Annotated in this window: 28 protein-coding genes; 14 read left to right on the top strand and 14 right to left on the bottom strand. The window is 64.6% G+C overall.

Annotated elements, in window-relative coordinates; translation table 11 throughout:
* The first annotated feature begins 121 nt into the window (after positions 1–121).
* The gene (locus CJZ82_RS03840) at positions 122–817 is read left to right on the top strand and encodes a metal ABC transporter ATP-binding protein (RefSeq protein WP_094554476.1); all 696 of its coding nucleotides are present in this window, start codon (positions 122–124) and stop codon (positions 815–817) included.
* Positions 818–829: 12 nt separating this feature from the next.
* Here the strand turns inward: CJZ82_RS03840 and CJZ82_RS03845 are convergent, their stop codons facing one another.
* Positions 830–1,243: a transcriptional repressor gene (locus tag CJZ82_RS03845; protein ID WP_094554477.1), complete on the bottom strand. Its 414-nt coding sequence runs from the start codon at positions 1,241–1,243 to the stop codon at positions 830–832.
* A 71-nt stretch (positions 1,244–1,314) separates the two neighbouring features.
* Between CJZ82_RS03845 and CJZ82_RS03850 the strand changes: the two genes are divergently transcribed.
* Complete coding sequence (locus CJZ82_RS03850; protein WP_094554478.1) at positions 1,315–2,109, top strand: metal ABC transporter permease; 795 nt, start codon at positions 1,315–1,317, stop codon at positions 2,107–2,109.
* Positions 2,110–2,125: 16 nt separating this feature from the next.
* On the opposite strand, the gene CJZ82_RS03855 is transcribed toward CJZ82_RS03850, so the two are convergent.
* The 5 genes from CJZ82_RS03855 to CJZ82_RS03875 form a co-directional block, all read right to left on the bottom strand.
* On the bottom strand, positions 2,126–3,508 hold the full coding sequence (locus CJZ82_RS03855) for a hypothetical protein (protein ID WP_094554479.1): 1,383 nt from the start codon (positions 3,506–3,508) through the stop codon (positions 2,126–2,128).
* Positions 3,505–4,218 (bottom strand): TIGR03943 family protein, encoded by a 714-nt coding sequence (locus tag CJZ82_RS03860; RefSeq protein WP_233130027.1) that lies wholly within the window; start codon positions 4,216–4,218, stop codon positions 3,505–3,507. The genes CJZ82_RS03855 and CJZ82_RS03860 overlap by 4 nt, the downstream gene beginning before the upstream one ends.
* The gene (locus tag CJZ82_RS03865) at positions 4,215–5,180 is read right to left on the bottom strand and encodes a permease (RefSeq protein WP_094554604.1); all 966 of its coding nucleotides are present in this window, start codon (positions 5,178–5,180) and stop codon (positions 4,215–4,217) included. Before CJZ82_RS03865 ends, CJZ82_RS03860 begins: the two co-directional genes overlap by 4 nt.
* Before the next feature lie 200 nt (positions 5,181–5,380).
* Positions 5,381–6,094 carry a TrkA family potassium uptake protein gene (locus CJZ82_RS03870; RefSeq protein ID WP_094554481.1) on the bottom strand — a complete coding sequence of 238 codons (714 nt, stop codon included), beginning with the start codon at positions 6,092–6,094 and terminating at the stop codon, positions 5,381–5,383.
* An 11-nt stretch (positions 6,095–6,105) separates the two neighbouring features.
* A complete protein-coding gene (locus CJZ82_RS03875) occupies positions 6,106–7,509 on the bottom strand; it encodes a TrkH family potassium uptake protein (protein WP_094554482.1) in 1,404 nt (467 codons plus the stop codon).
* Positions 7,510–7,653: 144 nt separating this feature from the next.
* Between CJZ82_RS03875 and CJZ82_RS03880 the strand changes: the two genes are divergently transcribed.
* Together CJZ82_RS03880 and CJZ82_RS03885 are read left to right on the top strand one after the other, a co-directional pair.
* A complete protein-coding gene (locus tag CJZ82_RS03880; protein WP_233130028.1) occupies positions 7,654–10,416 on the top strand; it encodes a cation-transporting P-type ATPase in 2,763 nt (920 codons plus the stop codon).
* Entirely contained in the window at positions 10,403–11,101 is a 699-nt protein-coding gene (locus CJZ82_RS03885) for a DedA family protein (protein WP_369820013.1), read from the top strand. Before CJZ82_RS03880 ends, CJZ82_RS03885 begins: the two co-directional genes overlap by 14 nt.
* A 122-nt stretch (positions 11,102–11,223) precedes the next feature.
* Here CJZ82_RS03885 and CJZ82_RS03890 read toward each other — a convergent pair whose 3' ends face one another.
* Both CJZ82_RS03890 and CJZ82_RS03895 read right to left on the bottom strand, forming a co-directional pair.
* The gene (locus CJZ82_RS03890) at positions 11,224–12,519 is read right to left on the bottom strand and encodes a hemolysin family protein (RefSeq protein ID WP_094554484.1); all 1,296 of its coding nucleotides are present in this window, start codon (positions 12,517–12,519) and stop codon (positions 11,224–11,226) included.
* Between the two features lie 107 nt (positions 12,520–12,626).
* Complete coding sequence (locus CJZ82_RS03895) at positions 12,627–13,094, bottom strand: 6-carboxytetrahydropterin synthase (protein ID WP_094554485.1); 468 nt, start codon at positions 13,092–13,094, stop codon at positions 12,627–12,629.
* Positions 13,095–13,166: 72 nt separating this feature from the next.
* Between CJZ82_RS03895 and hisIE the strand changes: the two genes are divergently transcribed.
* A complete protein-coding gene (gene hisIE / locus CJZ82_RS03900; RefSeq protein WP_094554606.1) occupies positions 13,167–13,847 on the top strand; it encodes a bifunctional phosphoribosyl-AMP cyclohydrolase/phosphoribosyl-ATP diphosphatase HisIE in 681 nt (226 codons plus the stop codon).
* Between the two features lie 26 nt (positions 13,848–13,873).
* Entirely contained in the window at positions 13,874–14,230 is a 357-nt protein-coding gene (locus CJZ82_RS03905; protein WP_369820014.1) for a hypothetical protein, read from the top strand.
* On the opposite strand, the gene CJZ82_RS03910 is transcribed toward CJZ82_RS03905, so the two are convergent.
* Positions 14,227–14,937, bottom strand: coding sequence for a matrixin family metalloprotease (locus CJZ82_RS03910; protein WP_233130029.1), 711 nt, complete (start codon positions 14,935–14,937; stop codon positions 14,227–14,229). The two genes, CJZ82_RS03905 and CJZ82_RS03910, sit on opposite strands and share 4 nt — an antisense overlap.
* A 60-nt stretch (positions 14,938–14,997) precedes the next feature.
* A complete protein-coding gene (locus CJZ82_RS03915) occupies positions 14,998–15,504 on the bottom strand; it encodes a DUF2214 family protein (RefSeq protein ID WP_094554486.1) in 507 nt (168 codons plus the stop codon).
* 211 nt (positions 15,505–15,715) lie between these two features.
* Here CJZ82_RS03915 and CJZ82_RS03920 point away from each other — a divergent pair, with 211 nt between their 5' ends.
* From CJZ82_RS03920 to CJZ82_RS03940, 5 genes are all read left to right on the top strand, one after another.
* Entirely contained in the window at positions 15,716–16,639 is a 924-nt protein-coding gene (locus tag CJZ82_RS03920; RefSeq protein ID WP_094554487.1) for a sigma-70 family RNA polymerase sigma factor, read from the top strand.
* 95 nt (positions 16,640–16,734) lie between these two features.
* Positions 16,735–17,157, top strand: a complete 423-nt coding sequence (locus CJZ82_RS03925) for a YkvA family protein (protein WP_094554488.1) — start codon at positions 16,735–16,737, stop codon at positions 17,155–17,157.
* On the top strand, positions 17,157–17,519 hold the full coding sequence (locus CJZ82_RS03930; protein WP_198949649.1) for a hypothetical protein: 363 nt from the start codon (positions 17,157–17,159) through the stop codon (positions 17,517–17,519). The genes CJZ82_RS03925 and CJZ82_RS03930 overlap by 1 nt, the downstream gene beginning before the upstream one ends.
* Positions 17,520–17,558: 39 nt before the next feature.
* Complete coding sequence (locus tag CJZ82_RS03935; RefSeq protein ID WP_233130030.1) at positions 17,559–17,849, top strand: hypothetical protein; 291 nt, start codon at positions 17,559–17,561, stop codon at positions 17,847–17,849.
* On the top strand, positions 17,849–18,340 hold the full coding sequence (locus CJZ82_RS03940) for a phosphate-starvation-inducible PsiE family protein (protein WP_094554489.1): 492 nt from the start codon (positions 17,849–17,851) through the stop codon (positions 18,338–18,340). The genes CJZ82_RS03935 and CJZ82_RS03940 overlap by 1 nt, the downstream gene beginning before the upstream one ends.
* On the opposite strand, the gene CJZ82_RS03945 is transcribed toward CJZ82_RS03940, so the two are convergent.
* Positions 18,231–18,815 (bottom strand): Nif11 domain/cupin domain-containing protein, encoded by a 585-nt coding sequence (locus CJZ82_RS03945; protein ID WP_094554490.1) that lies wholly within the window; start codon positions 18,813–18,815, stop codon positions 18,231–18,233. The two genes, CJZ82_RS03940 and CJZ82_RS03945, sit on opposite strands and share 110 nt — an antisense overlap.
* A 10-nt stretch (positions 18,816–18,825) precedes the next feature.
* Positions 18,826–19,305, bottom strand: coding sequence for a GNAT family N-acetyltransferase (locus CJZ82_RS03950; protein WP_094554491.1), 480 nt, complete (start codon positions 19,303–19,305; stop codon positions 18,826–18,828).
* 166 nt (positions 19,306–19,471) lie between these two features.
* Here CJZ82_RS03950 and CJZ82_RS03955 point away from each other — a divergent pair, with 166 nt between their 5' ends.
* Positions 19,472–19,705: a DUF3136 domain-containing protein gene (locus tag CJZ82_RS03955; protein WP_094554492.1), complete on the top strand. Its 234-nt coding sequence runs from the start codon at positions 19,472–19,474 to the stop codon at positions 19,703–19,705.
* A 25-nt stretch (positions 19,706–19,730) separates the two neighbouring features.
* Positions 19,731–20,171 carry a c-type cytochrome gene (locus CJZ82_RS03960; protein ID WP_094554493.1) on the top strand — a complete coding sequence of 147 codons (441 nt, stop codon included), beginning with the start codon at positions 19,731–19,733 and terminating at the stop codon, positions 20,169–20,171.
* Here CJZ82_RS03960 and CJZ82_RS03965 read toward each other — a convergent pair.
* A complete protein-coding gene (locus CJZ82_RS03965; RefSeq protein ID WP_094554494.1) occupies positions 20,168–20,437 on the bottom strand; it encodes a YciI family protein in 270 nt (89 codons plus the stop codon). The genes CJZ82_RS03960 and CJZ82_RS03965 overlap by 4 nt on opposite strands.
* 97 nt (positions 20,438–20,534) lie before the next feature.
* The gene (locus CJZ82_RS03970; RefSeq protein ID WP_143593533.1) at positions 20,535–20,963 is read right to left on the bottom strand and encodes a hypothetical protein; all 429 of its coding nucleotides are present in this window, start codon (positions 20,961–20,963) and stop codon (positions 20,535–20,537) included.
* Positions 20,964–21,217: 254 nt separating this feature from the next.
* On the opposite strand from CJZ82_RS03970, the gene CJZ82_RS03975 reads away from it, so the two are divergent.
* Positions 21,218–21,403, top strand: a complete 186-nt coding sequence (locus CJZ82_RS03975; RefSeq protein ID WP_094554496.1) for a hypothetical protein — start codon at positions 21,218–21,220, stop codon at positions 21,401–21,403.
* Positions 21,404–21,472 lie beyond the last annotated feature (69 nt).

The following is a 21,472-nucleotide window of genomic DNA, read 5'->3' on the forward strand; positions in this document are numbered from 1 at the left end:
TATTCGACGATAACAGTTCTCATTTCTGATGAGATCAGCGTTTGCCTGGCGCCGGCCTGACGGCTCCTGCGCGCCCCGGTCCTCGGTAGGTTGCGCCAACCCATCCCCAGTGCCAGTGCCGATGGCCCTCGAGGTCCGCCATCTCAGCGTGCGCCGCGGCGAAGGGCTGGCCCTGGAGGACATCAGTTTTCGTTTGGAGCCCGGCACTCTCACGGCTCTGGTGGGACCCAACGGCGCTGGCAAGAGCACCCTGCTGCAGGCGATCGAGGGCCAGATCCCCCTGCTCTCCGGTGAACTGCTGCTTGACGGCGAACCGCTCACCCCCCGCCTGGCTCGGCGCCAGCTGGCCCTGATGCCCCAGCGTGGTGAGATTGCCTGGCAGTTCCCGATCAGCGTGCGTGAACTGGTGGGTCTTGGCCGGCTGGTGGCCGCCCGGCCCGGCTGCTGTGCCGTGGAGGCCGCCCTGCAGCGGGTGGGGATCGATGGCCTGGCCTCACGCCGCCTCGATCAGCTCTCCGGCGGCCAGCAGCAACGCGCCCTGCTGGCCCGCCTGCTCGTGCAGCCCGCCTCGGTGTTGCTGCTGGACGAACCCTGCGCTGCAATAGATCCCCCCTCACGCACCCAGCTGCTGCAGGTGATGGGCCAATTGAGGGATGCCGGCTTCATCCTGCTGGTGAGCAGTCACGACTGGGGCCATGATCTCGACGCCTATGACCGCGTGCTGGTGATCGACCGCCGGCTTCTGGCCGATGGCCCCCCGGCCTCGGTGCGCCATTCCCTTGGTGATTTGCGCCTGGGCAACCATCGCTGCGGCTGAATGGTCGCTTCTTCAGGTGTCCTCAGGGGCGGATTGGCGACAACGGGAGCAGCGACCGAAATACTCCAGGGTGTGGAACAGCAGCTCAAAGCCATGGGCTGCCTCTGGTTGCGGCTGGACGCCATGCATCGGACAGTGATCAAGCGGCAGCGTCAGGCCGCAGGAGACGCAGGTGAGGTGGTGGGTGTCCCGCTCCCTGGGGGCATAGAGGGCCTCACCGCTGGGGAGGTGGCGGCAGCGGGCCAGGCCCAGGCGCTGGAGCTGGCGCAGGTGCCGATAGACCGTGGCGAGCCCGATCGGCTGGCCGTTGAGGCGCAGGCGCTGATGCAGGTCCTGGCCGGAGAGCTCTTCGGAGCTCTCTCGCAACATCGCCAGCACACTCACCTGCTTGGCGTTCAGCTGCTGAGCGGCTGCCTCGGAATCCATCGGTGTCTGCTCGGGCCCCTGGTCGGGATCCTATGCAGACCGCTCCATTCCCTTTGCCCCGCAGCCGCCCGATGAGCCCGACCTGGTGGATGCTTCCCCTGGCCCTGGCCCTGCTCAGTGGCCTGCTCTGCCCCCTGGCTGGCACCCTGCTGCTGGTGCAGGGGCGCCTGTTCCAGGCCAATCTGATCTCCCATGCGGTGCTGCCCGGCCTGGCGGTGGCCATGGCGCTGGGCATCGACCCTGGGCTGGGTGGTGTGGTGAGCGGGGTGGCCGGCGCCCTGCTGGCAGAGCGGTTCAGCCGGCCCGGCAGCTCCGGAGGTCGTGGCGATGAGGCGGTGCTGAACACGGTGCTGGCCGGATTCCTGGGACTCGGGGTCCTGCTGATCCCCTTGCTACGTATCCGGGTGAACCTTGAAGCCGTGCTCTTCGGAGATCTGCTCGCGGCCGGACTGCCGGATCTGCTGCGCACCGGCCTGTCGCTGCTGGCGGTTCTGGCATTGCTCAGCTTTCGCTACCGCCAGCTGGTGTTTCTCGGTGTGGATCCCCTGGGGGCGGCCAGTGCCGGGCTGGCGGTGGGTCGCCTGCGCCTGCTGCTGACCCTTGTGACCGCTCTGACTGTGGTCAGTGCCATGACGGCCGTGGGGGTGGTGCTGGTGATCGCCCTGATGGGGGCGCCGGCACTGCTGGCCCTGCAGGGGGCGGTCAGCCTGCGCCAGGCCCTGATGCGGGCGGCGTTGATCGGCGCTCTGCTGGCTGGCTGCGGCTTTCTGCTCTCGATCCAGCCAGCGATCAACCTGCCGCCTGGGCCCCTGATCGGGGTGCTGAGCCTGCTGCTGCTTCCCCTGGTGCTGAAACTGCGGCGCTGAGCAACTGCATGGCCACTCAGCCTGGCGGCAACCAGCTCACCTGCCGCACCGGACCCTTGAGCATGGTCAGCTCAAGGCTGGTGGCATCGATCAGGGCAGCCTGGGGTTCAGCTCTGGAGCTGCCCAGCGCAGGTGCTGGGAGTTGCAGTGGGCGCAGGGCCAGCAACAGGCGATCGGTGGTGGGGTCGTAGCTCAGCCCCGTGCCTGGCTCCAGTTCCCAGCCCACCAGCCGCTGCCGCCGTTGGCCCCCATCGCGGTTGAGGGCCAGCACGGTCAGCACGGGCCGCTCGATTCCATCCAGCAGCAGGGCCCAGACCCGATCGCCACCCCTTGAGCAGGCGCTGGCCAGCAGTGCCTCCTGGCCCAGCCAGAGGGTTTTCGGGGCCTGGGCCGGCTCCACCAGCTCCAGGGAGCGGCGGAAGTCGGGCCAGTGGCGGGTGAGCAGGGCCCGGCCCGCCATGGGGCAGAAGCTGCTGAGGTCGCGGCTGCCAGGCAGGAGCTGGCGGCGGGCCGGTCGCGGCGGCAGGGTTCTCAGGGCCAGACCATCGGCCTCGGGCACGATCATGGCTCCTCCCTGGGGCACCAGGGCGATCGGTCCACGGAGGTCGAGCTCCAGAGTCCGGCGGCTGCCGCCGCGCTCCCACAGCACCACCTCCTCCTGGGGGGGCTCAGGCCCCAGGGCCTGGGCTGCGGCCTGCACCAGCAGATCGCCACTCGCATTGCTGCTCAGGCTGGCGAACACATAGGTGTCGGTACTGAATGGCTGCAACCGACCCGCACGGGCAGAGCCCAGATCGCTGGAGCGCCTGGCCAGGTGGTTTCGCTTCAGCTCGAGTTTCCAGACCTGGTGTTCCCCCTGCTGGTTCCGGCTGACCAGGCCAAGACCCGAACCATCTCCAAGGGCCACGGACTGAGTGATTGCCGGCCACACAGGCGTCAGCGGTGTCCAGGCCCCAGTGGCTGTGAGCAGACGCACCTGCTCGCCCCCATCCACCGGAACCACGGCCAGAAGGTCGGGGCGGGGATCCCAGAACCAACGCTGGGTAGGAAGGGACAGGCCTCGCTTGTCACGCCCGGCCAGCCGAAGCTCCAGAGGTTGTTCGATGCGAGCCCCGACGGCCGGCAACAGGAGCAGGGGGTTGCCCTCCCCCTGGATCGTGAAGGGCAGCGGCGGCTGCAGCTTGCTGTTTGTGTTGACGCTTGCAGCCTGCATCGGCCGGCTGAAGCGCAGGCTCAACGCCGCCGGCCCGGAGCTGGCGCTGGCCTGGCGCAGTTCCAGAAGGCGCGGCGGACGGTGCCAGAGAAGCTGCTGCTGCAACACCGCCACGGCGGCGGCGGCGATCAACAGCAACCTCAGGCGCTTCTGCCGACGCCACCAGCGCAAGGGGGTCGCACTCATGGCTCAAGCGGCTGGCGGGGCCGGGGGATCGGCACCACACGGCTGGCTTTGACCGCACTGCGCTGGCGGCCGCCGATGGTTTCGGTCACCATCACCCCCTCCAGCCGCAGCCACTGGTCAGTACGGGGCCGGGGCTGATCGGGGGGCCAGCGCACCGGCAGCCCCACGGGGACGGCATCCACCAGGCAGCAGCGCACCAGCAGGCGCGCCAGGTGCGGCTCCTCACCTTCGATGGGAAGGACGAAACCGCTGATGCGTACGGGATCACCTGCGTAGAGACGCGGATCCGGTTCGCTGCGCAGCAACCGGACCCAGTCGGTGAGGCTGCGCTGGGCCGGCGGGAGCACGAAGCTCAGGCCCGGTTCCTCCAGCAGGTTGGCCTGGCGATTGGCGGCCAGATAGGCAAAGGAGGGTCGGGGGGGCAGGGCCAACACGGCCAGGGCCGCGCCGATGCTCAGTAGGGAGGTCCAGCGCCCGCTCGTGCGGCTGCCATCCCGCCAGCGGCCGCTCAGCTCCACGGCGGCCAACACCAGCAGCAGGAGTCCACTGGCCCAGACGAGCGGATGGAACACGGCCCGAAGCAGCAGATCGAGCCTTTCGCTCAGGTAGCTCTGCAGCAGCGCAATGCCCCAGAGGCCCAGGGCAAGGGCCTTCAGGGGGCCCGGGGCCAGGCGCCGGAGCGTCTGGGAGCGCTGGGGCCTGGAGCTCAAAGCAGGATCAGGTTGACCCATTGACCGATCAACAACACCACCAGGGACGCCGCCCCCGCCGTGAGCAGGATGGCGCGGGGCCGCAACAGGATGCTGAACAGCCCTACCAGCTTGAGATCCATCACCGGCCCCAGCAGCAGGAAAGCCAGCACGGCCCCTGGGGTGACCTGGGCGGCAAAACCCAGGGCCAGAAAGGCATCCACGCTGGAGCACACCGACACCACCAGGCTGAGCAGCATCAGGCTCAGAATCGAGAGGGTGGGAGCACCGCCCACCGCGATCAGCCACTGGCGGGGCACCAGGGTCTGAACCAGGGCGGCGATGGCACAACCCATCACCAACAGCAGGGCCAGCTCCAGAAACTCGGTGCCGCCGTGGGAGAGCACCTGGCCGAGGGGGGGGCGGCGGCCCGACCTCACCACGGCTGATGCGGCGGCGCTGACCGGCGCACCGATCAGGCCACTGCGCCGCTCCAGCAGGGTCAGCTCCCCCAGGGGCTGACTCAGACGCCGCTCCTCCAGCAGGGCCGGCTGCAACAGCTGGCTGTCGGGCAGGAGCCGCAGCAGCGTTGCCAGAGCCACGGCGATCAGCACAGCCCCCAGGGGCCGTGCCGCCAGCAGCCAGGGCTGATCAGGAAAGGCGGCCCAGGTGCTGGCCAAGACGATCGGATTGAGCACCGGAGCCGCGAACAGAAACCCCAGGGCGGTGGCGATCGGCGCACCTTTCACCAGCAGATGACGGGCCATGGGCACGTTGCCGCACTCGCAGGCGGGCAGAGCAAACCCCAGGGCCGCCCCGCTCAGGGGGCCCAGCAGCGGGTGGGCAGGCAGGTCACGCACCCACTGCCCTCCCGGGCTGATCCAGCGGGCCAGGCTGGAGAGAGCCACTCCGATCAGTAAAAAGGGCATCGCTTCCACCAGCAACGCCTGGAACAGAGCCCAGGTGGTGGCCAACCGCTCCATACCCATCACGCGCAGATCAAGGATTCTGTGATCAAGGAGCGAGCGCCACTGCTCCAGCAGCAGGTCATCAGCATTCACCAAGAAAGTTCGAACTGCCCACCCTGGAACGAGCAGGTGAAACTAAGGCTGCGGCTTACTCGCAACCTAAGAATCTAGGGCCCCACTCGAGAATGCAGAGATAAATTGCATCATGGCCCTGCTCAGCGGGACGGTAGTGCCTTGAGGTCTTCTCCAGATCCCATCACAACAAGCAATTCACCTTCTTTCATGATATGAGAGGCTGGGGGGTTCACGGTCAGCTGATTCTCCGGGCCGACAGCCAGGACCGTGACGTTGTGATTCTTGCGCAGATTCAGTTCACGCAGAGACTGATCCACGAAGGATTTTGGCACACGAATCTCCTCGATGCAGTTGCGATCATCGAGTCGCAGACGTTCCAGCATGTTCGGGCGAACCAGTTCAAGTCCAAGTCGGTGCCCCTGCATCTTTGAGGGATAGACCACCCGATCGGCTCCAACTCGCTGGAGCATTTTCATGTGCAGATCACTGGTGGCACGGGAAATCACCTGTTTCACTTTCGTCCCATCGCTGTGCTTTACGACCAGGGTGGCCGTGATGCTGGCCTCGATGGGTTCGCTGATCGCCACCACGACAGTGTCGACTTCCAGAGCCCCTGCTTCACGAAGAGCTTCCTCATCCGTGCAGTCCACAACTCTGGCCTCGATCGAGGGATCAATCAGACGCACGGCATCAATTGCACGCTGGCTGGCATCAATTGCCAGAACTGATGCACCGTTCTGAATCAGTTCGGCGCAGACTGCCGACCCGAAGCGGCCGACTCCGATCACCGCGAAGCTTCCGCATGACGAAGGTTCCTCAAGAGCCCATTGCCACCAACCGTTGCTTGTTGCCATCAATTCAGACCTCAGATGAAGACTTCTTCGCGGGGATAGCCGACCCTGGACTGGGGTCTGCTGCCATAGAGGGCTGAGAGCAACAGCATGATGCCCAGCCGTCCAACAAACATCCCAACCATCAGCACCAACTGCCCCCAGCGATTGAGGTTAGCGGTGACGCCAACATCAAGCCCGACGGTGCCGAAGGCCGACATGCAGGTGAACAGCTTCTCAAGGAAGCTGTAGGCCTGGGCAGTGGGTTCTCCACCCGCGGTTGGTCCAAGACCGAGCAGCAGGGTCATCAGGATCACGAACAGGCCTGATGCCAGGGCCACTCCCACGGCCTTGAGCACGATGTCCCCGGGAATCTGGTGTCTGCGGATGATCACTTCCTTGCGTCCTTCGAGGGTGGAGCGGGTGGCACCCATCAGTACCGCGAAGGTGGTGGTTTTGATGCCGCCGCCGGTGCCGCCGGGGCTGGCACCGATGAACATCAGAACGATCATCAGCAGCAGGCCCGCATCGGAGAGCGTCTCGATCGAGAGCGGCACCGTGTTGAAGCCTGCCGTGCGGGTGGTGATCGACTGAAAAATGGTGACCTGCAGTTTTTCCCAGAGCGTGAGGGTATTGATGACCCCATCGGGCGCGAACTGTTCGGTGAACAGCAGCCCCAGGGCCCCCACCACGATCAGCAGCAGGGTGCTGCGCAGCACCAGCCGCGTATGCAGGCTCAGGCGGCGGATCCGTTGGAGCCGGAAACGTTTTTCCCAAAGGTCATTGGTAACGCGCCAGCCGATGCCCCCGGTGACGATCAGGCTACCGATCACCGCATTGACGACGGGATTGGCCTTGTAACCAACCAGGTTGTCGCTCCAGAGTCCAAAGCCAGCGTTGTTGTAGGCGCTGATGCAGTGAAACATCGCGGCCCAAAGCCTCTCGCCGTGGTTGCTGATGTCGGTGAATCCGAACGCATACAGGATGACGGTCCCAGCAGCCATGACACAGCCGGCAGTGATCAGGATCCGATTGAAGGTCGGACCGATGCCCCCCACACCGAATTCATCAAGCGCCCGGCCCTTGTCGAGGCGCAGACGCAGACCGGATCGACCTTGAACGAAACCCTGAAGAAAGGTGGTGATCGCCATCAGGCCGAGTCCGCCGGTGATGATCAGCCCGGCCAGGGTCACTTGCCCAAAGAAGGTGAGGTCCTTGCCAACGTCAATGATCGAGAGGCCCGTCACCGTGATCGCCGAGGTCACCGTGAACAGGGCTTGCCAAAGGCCGACATCATCGCTGGAGCAGAGGGGCGAAGCCAGCAGCACGGTTCCAACAGCAATCACCAGCGCACCGGTGATCAAAGTGAACTGGGGCACCGTGAGTCGGTGGCGCCACAGCAGCAGACGGGTCAACAGTTGATCAGGAGATCTGGACATCAGCGCTCCACGGCCGTTGTCTGCCAACCGATTGCCCAATTCGAACAGTGAGTGGGGAGATTAGTGGAGAAGGTGGTTTCGGCAAATGCGCCGCCGGAATCTGACGGCTGAGCGTAGCCTTTCAATTTCAGAAGCTTTTCCGTTTTGATCAGCCCTGTCGCCCCTGCCTGGCACAGCCTCGATCCACAGGCCTGCCTGCGTGAGCTTGATGCCAGCGCCGAGGGGCTGAGCACGGCACAGAGCGCCGAACGACTGGCCAGAGTTGGCCTCAACCGGCTGGAGCTGGCACCGGGCCGCAGCAACCTGCGCATCCTCTGGGATCAGCTCAGCAACGTGATGCTGATCATGCTGCTGGCCGTGGCGGCTGTGTCGGCCGCCATCGCCTTCCAGGCGCAGAAGTTCCCCAAGGATGCGATCGCCATCGTGCTGATCGTTGGCCTCAACGCCCTGCTGGGCTACATCCAGGAAAGCCGTGCCCAGAGTGCCCTGCTGGCCCTGCGCGAGATGGCCCAGCCACTGGTCACGGCGCGGCGTGACGGCCACTGGGATCGGATTTCGAGCGAACAACTCGTGCCGGGCGATCTGATCCGCCTGGAGGCGGGCGATCGGATCCCCGCGGACGCCCGCTTGGTGGACGTCGCCGAGCTGGGACTGCGCGAGGCAGCTCTCACTGGCGAAGCAGAAGCCGTCTTCAAGAAGGCCGATCTGGTTCTGGAGGCCACCACCCCGGTGCTGGAGCGTCAGAACTGTGTCTTCCAGGGCACCGAGGTGGTGCGGGGGCGGGGCACGGCGGTGGTGACCGCCACTGGCATGGGCACCGAGCTGGGCCAGATCGCCGAGCTGATCAACACCGCCGGGGGCGAAACCACGCCGCTGCAGGAACGGCTCGATGGCCTCGCCAACGTGCTGGTGGTCTCGGCACTTGCGCTGGTGGGGCTTGTGGTGCTGGGGGGTTGGCTGCTGGGTCAGCCGTTGCTGGGCCTGCTGGAGGTGGCGCTCAGCATGGCCGTGGCGATCGTGCCGGAGGGCTTGCCCGCGGTGATCACCGTGACCCTGGCGATCGGCACCCAGCGGATGGTGCAGCGCGCTGCTCTGATCCGCCGCCTGCCGGCGGTGGAGGCCCTCGGCTCCGTCACGGTGATCTGCACCGACAAGACCGGCACTCTCACCTTGAACCGTCAGGTGGTGGAGGAGCTGCGCTGCGGCAGTCAATCGATCGCCGTCAGCGGCCAGGGCTACGACCCCCATGGCAGCTTCACCGCCATCGAGATCCCAGCCCCCGAAGGTGCCCCAGCGGGCATCACCCCTGGAGCCAGGGATCTGCTGCTCTCGGCCGGTGTGCTCTGCAGCGATGCCGAGCTCAAGAAGGAAGAAGACGGCAGCTGGGATGTGCTGGGCGATCCCACTGAAGGAGCTCTGGTGGTGGCCGCCGGCAAGGCCAAGCTGGATGGCTTCGCCCTGCGCAGCCGCTACGAGCGCACGGCTGAGATTCCCTTCAGCTCAGAGCGCCAGCTGATGGCGGTATGGGTACAAGACAGAGACGGCACGCTCCAGGCACCTCTCGGAGATGTGGCGACAGGCTCCAGCATGCTGGCGATCAGCAAAGGTGCTCCTGAGGTGATCATCGGCAGCTGCGACCGCTGGATCTCCGGCTCCGGTGTGGCCGCTCTGTCTGATCCGCAGAAGCAGTGGTGGGTCGACCAGGCGCGTGATCTGGCCGCTTCCGGACTGCGGGTGCTGGCCTTCGCCTGCGCCCCACACCATCACAGCCCCGAGCTTGAGCTCGACAATCTGGTGCTGCTGGGCTTGATGGCCCAGCTCGATCCGGCCCGCCCGGAAGTGGCCCAGGCCGTGGCCCGCTGCAGGGAGGCCGGCATCCGGCCGGTGATGATCACCGGCGACCATCCCCTTACCGCCCGCGCGATCGGCCAGGGCATCGGCCTCGTCGACGGAGACGCCGAGGTGGTGCTGGGACGGGAGCTCGAACAGTTCAACGACACCCAGCTGCAGCAGACCGTCAGCCGCTGCAGCGTCTATGCCCGGGTGCCGCCCGAGCAGAAGCTTCGGATCGTCAAGGCTCTGCAGGCCAATGGCCAGGTGGTGGCGATGACCGGTGATGGCGTCAACGACGCCCCGGCGCTGAAGCAGGCCCACATCGGCGTTGCGATGGGCATCACCGGCACGGAGGTGAGCAAGGAAGCCTCCGACATGGTGCTGCTCGATGACAACTTCGCCACGATCGTCAATGCCGTTGAGGAAGGGCGGCTTGTTTACGCGAACATTCGCCGCTTCGTGAAGTACATCCTCGGCAGCAACGTCGGTGAGCTAATCACGATCGCCTCGGCCCCCCTTCTCGGCCTGGTGGGCTCACCTCTCTCCCCCCTCCAGATCCTCTGGATGAACCTGGTGACCGACGGTGTTCCTGCTCTGGCGCTGGCCCTGGAGCCTGGGGAGGAGGGTCTGATGCAGCGGCCTCCGGCTGAACCGGGCGAGTCGATCTTCGCGCGCGGGATCGGTAGTTACATCCTGCGCATCGGTGTGGTCTTTGCTGCGATCACGATCGTGCTGATGGTTTATGCCTTCAGGTCTGGGGCCCCTTGGCAGACGATGGTGTTCACGACGCTCTGCCTGGCCCAGATGGGCCATGCCCTGGCCGCTCGCAGCGATCTGCCCCTGGTGCAGGTGAACCCGTTCTCCAACCCCTGGCTGATCGGAGCCGTTGTGCTCACCTCCGCCCTGCAGATGGCCCTGCTCTACGTGCCTGTTCTTTCCAACTTCTTCGAGACGACACCACTGAGCCTTCAGGATCTGGGGATCTGCGTGGGGTTCAGCGTCCTGTTCTTCCTCTACCTGGAGTCGGAGAAGGTCTGGCGGCTTTGGCGCCGCCGCGCCCATGCCGATGCCTGAGCTGCTTGTCGGCACCCTGGTCCCGGCGGAAAGGTTGCAGCAGTGGGCCGAAGCCATTCTCACCCTGATCGGTGACACGGTCGAGACAAACCCGCTGCAGGGCTATGTGCTGATCGGCCTGGCGCTGCTTCTCGAGAACGTGATCCCACCGATTCCGTCGGAACTGGTGATGCCCCTGAGCGGCTTTCTGGTTCAGCAGGGCAAGCTCCAGTTCGCTCCCGTGGTGGCTTCAGCCTTGATCGGCACCGTGCTCGGCGCCTGGTTCTGGTACGGGATCGGTCGTCTTGTGAATGAGCAAAGGCTGGAGCATCTGATCGGTCGCCATGGCCGTTTCGTCGGCCTAAAGGCTGCTGATCTGGCTCTCAGCCGGCGCTGGTTTGCCCGCCATGGCGCGGCGGTGGTGTTCTGGGGCCGGCTGGTTCCAGGCATCAGGCCCTTCGTTTCGATACCGGCCGGCATTGAACTGATGCCGCAGCGGTCGTTTCTGCTCTGGACCAGTGCCGGAAGCCTGCTCTGGATCCTGGCACTCGTTAATGCTGGCCTCCTGCTTGGGGACAACTACCGCCAGATCCTGGTCTGGATTGCGCCCTTGACCACCCTCATGCTCCGCCTGCTGCTCGTGCTCTTCGCAGTGGCAACGATCTGGCTCGGGGTCCGTGCCCTCCAGCAAAGGACTAAGTCCTGAAGGCTTCAATCAACGCTGCCAATAAAATGGAAGCTTGATGGCCTGTCTTCAGCTATCGACGACTTATCACTGGCTAGGTGGATAGTTGCAGACTTCGTTGTGATGTCACATGCCTAGCTTGATCACTTCACAACAGGAGGCATGACAAGGATCTTGTCGACGCGCTTGCCATCCATGTCCATCACTTCGAAGCGATATCCTTCCCAGTTGAAGTGGTCGGATGCCTTGGGGATGCGCTCCAGTGCATGAATCACGAATCCAGCCATGGTGTGGTATTGCCGCTGTTCATCTGAGCCGAGCAGCTTGCTGCCGATCCGATCATCAAATTCATTGATGTCGAGGCTGCCGTCCACCAGCCAACTGCCATCCTCGCGGATCACGAATGTAGGCTCCTCCTCGTCTTCCAGCGCTGGAAGGTCGCCGACGATGCCCTCCATCAGATCGTTGAGCGTCACGAGACCCTCCACCCCACCAAACTCATCGGTGACCAGGGCGATGTGGATGCCGGTGCGTTTGAACTGCTCCAATACCGTGAGGGACCGGATCGATTCCGCCACATAGAGCGGAGGCTGGCAAAGCGCTTCCAGATCAATAGGGTCGCTGCTCAGTTGGGCGGTGAGCAGGCTGCGCACTCTCACGATACCGATGCAGTCATCGAGGCTGCCTCGGCCAACCGGAAAACGGGAGTGGTTTGAATCCTTAACCTCCGTGAGATTCTCATCCAGGGACGACTCCAGATCCAGCCAACTGATCTCAGTTCGGGGCGTCATCATTGTCTTGATCGTGCGATCTCCCAGCCGCAACACCCGTTGCACCATGTCGTGCTCACTTTCCTCGAAGACACCGGAATCGGCTCCCTGGCGGATCAGGGCCTTAATTTCCTCCTCGGTGATGTCAGGTTCAGCGGAGGGATCCACGTTCACGAGTCTCAGCAGAGCATCGGTGGAGATGCCGAGCAGGTGAACCGCCGGAGCACTGATTCGAGAGAGCGAGCGCATGGCGGGGGCGATGCGGCAGGCGATCCGCTCCGGATTGGCCAGGGCAATGCGCTTGGGCACCAACTCGCCAATCACCAGGGAGAGGTAGGTGATCAGGGCCACCACCAAAGTGACACTCAATCCTTCGCTGTAGGGCTGCAGCGGCTTGATGCCATCAAAGACAGGTCTGAGATGCTGCGCCACGGTGGCCCCGGCAACGGCACCGCTGAGGATGCCGATCAGGGTGATGCCAATCTGCACCGTCGAGAGAAAGTCGTTAGGCGATTCCGCCAGGCGAAGGGCCGCTCGAGCAGGTCGATTCCCTTTCTCGGCCAACTGCTGCAGCCGCAGCTTCCGGGCAGAAACAACGGCGATTTCAGAGCCTGAGAAGATCCCGTTGGCGATGATCAACAACAGGATGAATAAGATCTCGAACGCCAAGCAGAGATGAAGACCCAGTCAGAGCCTCCAATCTAGTGCTCTGATCAGGTTGTCTACTCGTTGTTGTGGTGGAACCCCAGTTGGCCCATCTGGCCGCTCCACACCCGTCACGGCCGCTCCAGTTCGAACCACTCGGGGGAGGCCTCGTAGCAGGCGGCGTTGCGCTCGTTCTCGCGCGCCTCCACTTTCCAGCAGCAGCTGCGGCCCTCGCCCTGGGCGAGGAGGAGCTCGTTAGCCCAGCCCCAGACCAGCTCGGCGCTGCTCTCCATCCCCACGTTGGCCATCACGCGCAGGTCTAAAGCTCCTTGATCGTGCAGCAAGCGCCACTGCTCCAGCAGCGGGTCATCGGCATTCACCAGGAAGGTGTGGTCGAACTGCCCGGCCAGCCGGGCCTCCAACTCCTTGAGGCCCGAGAAATCCACCACGAAGCCGTTGGCATCGAGCTGGCGGGCGCGGAACCAGCAGGTGAAGCTGCGGCTGTAGCCGTGCACGAAGCGGCAGTGGCCCCGGTGCCGCCACTGGCGGTGGCAGCAGGGGTAACCGCTGAATTGTTTCGAGCAGGTGAACAGGGCCATGGCCGGGATGGGAGAGGATCGCATCAGCCGGACTCCCCTTCCTTGGAGGCATCATTTCAGCCCCCCAGACCGATCGCTGCCGATTCCGCCCCCTGGCTGGATCAGCTGCGCTTCGATGGGGCCGGCCTGATCCCCGCCATCGCCCAGGACTGGCTCGATGGGGCGGTGCTGATGCTGGCCTGGATGAACCGGGAGTCGATCCAGCAGACCCTGGCCACGGGAGAAGTGCACTACTGGAGCCGCTCCCGGGCCGAGCTGTGGCATAAGGGCGCCACCAGCGGCCATCTGCAGCGCCTGAAGGGGCTCCGCTACGACTGCGACAGCGATGTACTGCTGCTGACGGTGGAGCAGGTGGGGAATGTGGCCTGCCACACGGGTACGCGCAGTTGCTTCTTCACCGCGGCTTCCGGCCAGGGGAGAACCGATCCAAGTCCTGCTGATCCACCGGCCGACGCCTGCAGCGAACTGGCGCGCCAGATCCAGGACCGCCGCGATCAGCCGGTGGAGGGGAGCTACACCAATCGCCTGCTGGAAGGGGGTGACAACTTGATCCTCAAGAAGATCGGGGAGGAGAGCGTCGAGTTCGTGATGGCCTGCAAGGACAACGAGGCCGATGGCATCGCGGGGGAAGCGGCCGATCTGATCTTTCATCTACAGGTTGCCCTGGCACACCACGGGGTCGACTGGCGCCGGGTGCTGGAGGTGCTCGCCGCCCGACGCGGCGCTCCGCGCCGGAGCCAAGGGCACGAATAGGGTCACAGAACCCGAGCCAGTACCCCTTGCCTGCTTCGCCCGAGGACCCCTCCGTCACCTGTGGAGGCCGCCCACCGCTGATCGCCACAGGTGTAGCCCCCCTGGGGATCATCTCGATCGGCATCGTTCCCATGGGCGTGGTGGCCATTGGCGTGGTGCCGATGGGAGTGATCAGCGTCGGAGCGGTCTCGATGGGTCTCGTGTCGGCAGCGGTGGTGAACATGGGGGTGCTCACCGCAGGAGTGACCACCATGGGTGTGTGGTGGGCCGGCCTTGCGGGCCATGGGCTGGTGCAGCTGAACAAGCCGGCGTCGCCGCCAATCTCCTTGCCGGTTGACCCTGCCAGGGATCCTGTCCAGCAACATCACCAGCACTCGCCCTAAGGCGGTTGCCCGAAGCGGCTGGGCTGCTGGTACAGCCAGCGCACGGTGGCGCGGTCGCGCGCAGTGAGGCTGAGCACTGGCCGGGCACCGGGCACTGCCGCCATGGCATCGGCAGGCTGATCGCTGTGGCCCCAGAGCCCGATGGCGTGGCCGAGCTCATGCAGGGCGGTGGCTTGCAGGGCTTCAAGGCGCTGATCGGGGCTCAGCAGCACGACCACGCGGGGCTCCAGCCGCCAGGCAGCCTGGCGCTGCACCTCTACCACCTCCAGCATGGCCCGGCCATGGCTGGCACGGCGGCGGCCCTGGGCATCCAGGAGCGGCGGACGGCGCCGCTGGATCAGGATGTGAGCCTGGTCGGGGTTGCTCACCATCACCAGGGACAGCTCGGAGCCCCAGCTGGTCAGGGCGCCAGTGACTGCCTGCTGCCAGCGTTCCTCGAAACGGGAGCCGGGGCTGGACTCCCCCAGAGGCTCAACCCACACGCACCAGCGATCAAGCCGAGGCCAGCCCCAGGGCGTGGCCTCCAGCAGGTGGCGGTAGTCGAGGCCGCTGGGAGCTGGAGCTGAGGCCGCCGCAGGCTTCGCTGGGGAAGACGGTCTGACGGGAGGACGGCTGGCGCTGGCCACCGGGCAGATCTGCTGACTCTCGGGCCCCGCAGCGGAAGGGGCTGCTCCAGCAAACGGAACTGCCAGGAGGATCCCGATCACCCTCAGAACAAGCCTTTGTGGATTACGCCTGAAGGAAAAGATGGCTGGCACGCAGCAGCCTCAGCCCGGCAAGCCGACGCCGCGGGCCATCAGGGTGGCAAGCAGAGGAATGGTGGCGAAGCCCACCAGCTCGATGTTGAGAATCCAGCCCAGGCGGCTGGCCAGGGCCTGGCTGACCTTCGGCAGCTCCCCCTTGCGCAGAGGCAGGGCCCAGAGGATGTAGGTGACCGTGGGGTAGAGCGAAAGGGCCCCGACCGAGAGATATACCCCAACCTTCCACCAGAACAGGGGATTTTCGGTGTAGAAGCTGCTGCCCTGGCCGTAATGCAGCACCCGCAGAATGCCGCTCAGCAGTACCAGCAGGGCAGCGATCCCATAGACGATGTCGGTGATCACCATCGTGATGGCCACCGAACGATCCGGATCCGGTCGGATCAGGCGGCGCTCCAGGACCAGGGCCCCGAAGCAGACCATGAAACTGAGGTAATGGACATAGGCCACGGCCGCACTGGGCAGCACACCGGTGGGCAGGACCAGAGCGGCGGGCAGATGAACCAGTGCTGACATGGCCAGGGCTGTGCTCGGTTGACGCCATGACGGTAGCGAGACAGGGGAAGCACTGAGCCACCAGCCGAGCTGATGATTTCAACGGAATGTCCCGGAGCCAGAATCTGAATGAATTCCGAATACCGAAGCAAGTTGGAAGTCGGAAGCCTTTGTGATGATTTTGAACGAATTGAGTTTTTGCTCTAAATTAAATAAAGTTACGAGCAAGGTCATGGCCAGTTCGTTGAGCGCCTTCCTCGGAGAGATCGGCCGCCATCAACTGCTTACCCCGTCCGAGGAGCTCACGCTCGGGCGCAAGGTACAGGCGATGATCGCACTCAACGAGCGTTGTGCTGAAGCCAGCGGCGGCGGCAAAGCCTTTGATTACAGCGATGTGGAGCGTCGCACCATCCGCTCGGGTGAGCGGGCCAAGGATCTGATGATCACTGCGAATCTGCGCCTGGTGGTGAACCTGGCCAAGCGCTATCAGGGCAAAGGCCTGGATCTGCTCGACCTGATCCAGGAAGGAAGTCTGGGGCTGGTTCGGGCCGTCGAGAAATACGACCCCACCCGTGGACATCGTTTCAGCACCTACGCCTACTGGTGGATCCGCCAGGGGCTGAACCGTGCGCTCTCCACCCAGAGCCGCACGATCCGCATTCCGGTGAATGTCAACGAAAAGCTCACCAAATTGCGCGCCGCCAAGGCACGGCTGCTGCAGGCCAATGGCCTCTCTGCTTCGCCAAGGGAGCTGGCCACCAGCATGAATCTTTCTCTCACGGAGGTGGAAGACCTGTTGGGCTGCGAATTGCGCAGTGTCACGGTCAGCCTGCAGGGAGTGGTCAAATCAAAGTCGGATCCCACCGAGCTCGTGGATGTGCTGGCCAGCGATGAAATGCCACCTATGGAGCGGGCCGAGCTGGCCGAGCGCAGCGCGTCGGTGTGGCGATTGCTCGACCGTTCGAATCTCACCCCACGCGAACGCTCAGTGGTGATTCTGCGCTTCGGACTTGATGGCAGCCATGAATGGCGCACCCTGGCCGAGGTGGCCCGCCAGTTGGGCTGCAGCCGGGAGTATTGCCGCCAGGTGGTGCAGCGTGCCTTGCGCAAACTGCGTAAGGCAGGCGTCCAGAGCGGCCTCGTGGAAGTGGGCTAGGGCCGGATCACCGTCCGAAATCGTCCTGAAACCGTCCTTGTCTGGTCAGAAGCAACAGATGATGATGACTGCGTCAATTGCTCCCAGAGCGAGCCATGGCTCCACTCGACGCCAGCGCCTCAGATCTCTCCGGTGGATCCTCTTTCCAGGGGGACTCAGGCGGGGCTGACCAGACCACCGTTGAAGCGGAAGTGCTTGAGAGCACTGTCGTCGATGAAGGGCTTCTGCAGCGGCTGTTGCGCAAAGCTGGCCGTGCCATCGCCTTGCCCGCTTTGGAATGTCTGGAACTGCTGCTCGATGGCAGTACCCCGAACCAGGTGCGGCTGACGATGCTGGCGGCCCTCACCTATCTGCTGCTGCCCTTCGATCTCATCCCCGATTTCATCCCCGCGGCAGGCTTCAGCGATGATCTGGTGGCGCTCACGGCACTCCTGGGCATGACAGGGCGCCATCTCACCCCAGACATTCGCACCAGGGCACGGCGCAAGCTGGATCGCTGGTTTCCCCCCGGCCGTTGATGCCAGACCACAGCAGCTCACCAGCCAGCACGGCATCGGCCAGTGATGCATACCTGAGCGGCGACCAGTTGGAAGATCTCCAGGCCTTCCTCAAAGACTGGCTTCGTCATCAGGGACGCACCCAGGCCGATCTCCGCCGGGCTCTGCGGGCTGAGTCGATCCGGATGCCAGTTCTGCTGGAGAACCTCCAGCAGCTCCACGCCCAAGGCGGACTCAGTGCCTTGGCGGATCGCCTCTGTGGCATCGAGGAGCTCTGGCAGCAGGAGGAGGGAGAACCTGGCCGTGGGATTGCGGACGGTGATGACCCTCTCGGTCAGTTGGATCTCCTGCTTGAGGAGATCCGACAGGACAGGCGGATCTAGCGCCTGGAAGGCAGAGTGTCTGCAGCCACACTGCTCTCCATGGCACCCATCCCAGCCAAGACTCTGGCGAGCCCAGGGCCACTGCCACCCTTTGCTGCCCCACTGGCTACGGCGGTTGTGACCCTGTTCTCGCTCGCACCCTCGGATCTGCGGGCTCAGAGTCTGCGGTACAACCTCGGCCCCGGCAGCAACGTGGGCGAACCGACCCGGGTGGAGTCCACCGATTGCGTCACCGATCCCAAGGATGGATCGGTCACCTGTAAAACCAAGCTCAAAAACCCTTCAGGGGACAGCCCAGCCCGACCCCAGTTCGAGCCCTTTAACAATTGATGGCCAGATTCTCCGGCTTGTTCGATGACAAGGCGTTCCTGGCGCTTGTCGATCGTCTTGAGCGTCAACTTGCCAAGGTGCTCTCAGTTCTGCTCTGCGTGGTGCTGATTGCTGCCACCACCCAGCTGATCATTGAGGTGTGGCGCGAGTTTTTCAACCCCGATACCGGCTGGCTTGGCGACGATCTGATCCGGATCCTCGGTGATGTGCTCACCGTGCTGATCGCCCTGGAAGTGCTGCAGAACGTCACGGCCTACCTGCGCCACCATGTGGTCCAGATCGAGCTGGTGCTGCTCACCGCCCTCACCGCTGTGGCGCGGAAGGTGATTGTGCTCCCCCCCGGCTCGGAGGACAAACCCCTTCTGCTGCTGGGCTTGGGGATCACGGTGGTGAGCCTGTCAGCGGGCTATTGGCTGGTGCGCTCCTCCACCCTGATGGAGGAGGCGACCAGAAGAAGGCGAGCCAAATTGTTCCGGGATCCGGATCAGTAGCCACCACCCGGTGACGGCGCCGGGGCGTGATCAGGAGGCTGTCACCCACGGCCAGATCCCGCGCTTCGGCCTCATCCTCGAAACGGAGCCTGGCGCTGCCGCGAAGCAGAAGCACCCATTCGACCTCCTGCTGGTCGTACCACTGGCCTGGAGCTGTGCAGTGGGCACAGGAGTGAATCCGCTCCAGGCGCAGGTCGGGGCTTTCCAGCAGCAGATCCAGCCGCTCCTGCCCCGCCGGCGGACAGGGGCTCTGGAGCAGGTTGTCCGCTCCGGCTCCCCCCTCCGGAGCGGGGTCCGGTTCTCCCCAGCGCTTACCGATCTCAAAGCCCTGCTCTCTGGCCAGGGCCACCACTTCGTGATGGCTGGAGCAGGCTGCAAGAGCATCCCGCAGCCTGGGCCGGGCTTCGCTCAAGGCCACGAAGGCGTTGAGCTGGCGCACTTTCTCGAGAAAGGCCTGCAGCTGCTCCTCGGCCATGACGGATTGCTCAGTCCTGGAGAAGGTCCTTGACCATACGGAAGCGGCGAAAGGGCACCGAGGCGATCGTGAGCTCCTCGATCCAGTCGACGCTCCAGCCTTCCCGCTCGAACAGGGGGCGCGAGAGGAAGCTGGCTTCGGTGCGCAGCCGCTGGCTGCCGTAGCCACGGGAGAGGGCCTCCAGGGCTCGCAGCAAGCCGGTGGCATGGCCCTGGCGACTGGCCCGTCCGCGGCAGTAAAGCAGGGAAATGCGATCGACGGGCTCCAGCACCGCGAAGGCCTCGATCACCTCACCTGCGCGAGAGCAGCTGGCCAGGCCCACACCCTTCGCCAGGATCTCTTCGAACGGTGAGCTCTCCTGCACCACATCCGCCCAGGCTCTGACCTGCTCAGGGGTGTAGAGCTGCGGGGCCTGGCTGAGCACCGCGTCTAGATACACCTCACGCACCGCTTCGAGGTCCTGGGGGACGAGGGGTCGCAGGCTGTGCATCGGCTCGCCCCTGGTTGGTTGCTCGGACGGTATCGGGGCGCCCCACCCTTTGAGACAACTTTGTTGCGGCCCCTTGGGTGTGGCTCAGTGTCGTCCAACCTGCTGCATAGCGTGGATCCAGGTTCAGCGTTTGGTCGTGCACTCACGGCGAGCGCCAGAGATCCCCATGGCCGACTCACGTCCACTCAGCATCGGTGAACTGGAGGCGGGCTTTTCGGCCTACTGCCAGGCCCTCAGGCGGCTTGTGGCCGACGGACGCAGCATCGAGCGCATCGAGCGCACTCTCTGCTGGCACAACCTCAGTGCCCTGCACAGCTCACTGCCCCAGCGCTACCGCGCACCGGAGGATCTCTACCGTCGCTACCTGCGGGCCCTCGCGGCTGAAAGCACGCCAGAGTGACCGTCTTGGCAAGGAGCGAGAGCGGGTGTCTGTGATCCAACCCTCATCGCCCAGCCATTCGACCTGGCGCCGCTGGCTGGGAATTCTGGCGCTGCTCGTTTTGCTGCTGCTGGTCTGGTGGCCCCGGCCGGTGTGGGGTGACTCCCTTGCCACTCCTGTCGTGCTCTCAGGCGAAAGCCTGTTCGCGAACCATTGCGCCGGATGCCACATCAACGGTGGCAACATCCTGCGCCGTGGCAAGACCCTGAAGCTCAAGGCCCTGGAGCGCAACGGCATCACAGGCCCGGAAGCCATCGCCGCGATCGCCTCTGCTGGCCTGGGTCAGATGTCGGGGTATGGGGAGGTGCTGGGTCCAGGGGGGTCTGAGGCGGTGGCTGACTGGGTGTGGCAACAGGCGCAGCGGAGCTGGAGCTCAGCCACCACGCCAGCCCCGAGGATCCCGCCCGAAGTCCCTGGAGCCTCCTAAAACGCCTGAATCCAGGGGTAGATCTCCACGCTGGTCCAGATCCCCTGGCGCCAGTAGATATCCCCCTTCACCAGGGCTTCCACTTGCTCCTGACTTTCGGCTTCATAGATGCCGAACACCCGGGTGGTGCAGGCGGTGGGCCCGAGGGTGATCAGCACCCCCTCCTGCTTCTGCAGCCGCAGTCCGGCCAGATGTTCCTCCCGACAGGGTCCTCGCCGCTCAAGCACATCGGAGCTGTAGGTGCCCCAGAGGACGAATCTGGCCATCGGTTGCTCCTGTAGGGGTTTATCTGGTGAGGTGGCTTAGGAATGCCCTGCTGGAGAGCTGATCCAGAACAGACACTGTGGGTCAGCTCTGGGCCTCTCAGCTCTTCACGCCTCGTCCCAGGAGCAGGTCACGGGCGCCGTTGACCAGCTGCATGGTGTCGTGCTCGCCGCCGCGGTCGGGGTGGTGCTCGGCAGCGGCAAGCTTCCAGGCGCGGGTCACATCGGCGGCGGTGATCCGGCCGCAACGGGGGAGGTGCAGGCGCTGGCGAGCCACGATGGCATCGAGGTCGGGATGCTTGCCCAAGGGGCCCCAGTCGGCCTTGCTCAGGCTGGGGTTCCGTTTCTTGCCGCCCTTGCCCTGGCCTTTGGCCTTGCCGGTGCTGGCTCCTGCTCCCTTGTTTGCTCCGAACCCCTGGCGAACGCGGCTGCTCGAGCGGTTGTCCTCGGCCTCGAATGGGCTCGGCTCCTGCTCAGTGGGCCGGGTGCGGGCCAGGGGTGAGACAGGCTCGCGCAGGGTCTGGGGCATCACCGTCACCAATCGTGGCTCCAGCCTGCTCCATCACCAACCGCTGGCCAAGTGGCGCTGGCTGACAACAGGAACCCGAGTGTTCATCTCCACAAAGAGACGACTGAAAGATGACTGACTGTCAAGCTTGTGAAATACACCGTTACGTTAGGCAAGGTTCCGGCTTTACCCATGGCCGCCGTCACACTTCCGATTGACAGCCTGCTGCCTCGCGGCGCTGGGGCCCAGACAGTCCAGAGAATGCTTCGCTTCCCATGACCCTTCACCAAGGCCAGATGGTCAGGCTCACCAACAGCCCCGATCACACCTATCAGGTGCTCAACATCGACGCCGACGCCAGCACCTGCTGGGTGCGCCGCTGGCCGCTGCTGCGCCATGGATCACGTCCCTTTGCCCTGCCCCTGGATCAGCTCCAGCAGCTGGACACAGCCAGCAGCTGAACAATGTTCCGCGCTTGAGCTCCATACCTCCGTGCCTGAGCTCCATTCCAAGGAGACCCGTAGTGATTC

Origin of the sequence: Synechococcus sp. 1G10 (assembly GCF_002252625.1) — a bacterium.
GTDB lineage: Bacteria > Cyanobacteriota > Cyanobacteriia > PCC-6307 > Cyanobiaceae > Regnicoccus_A.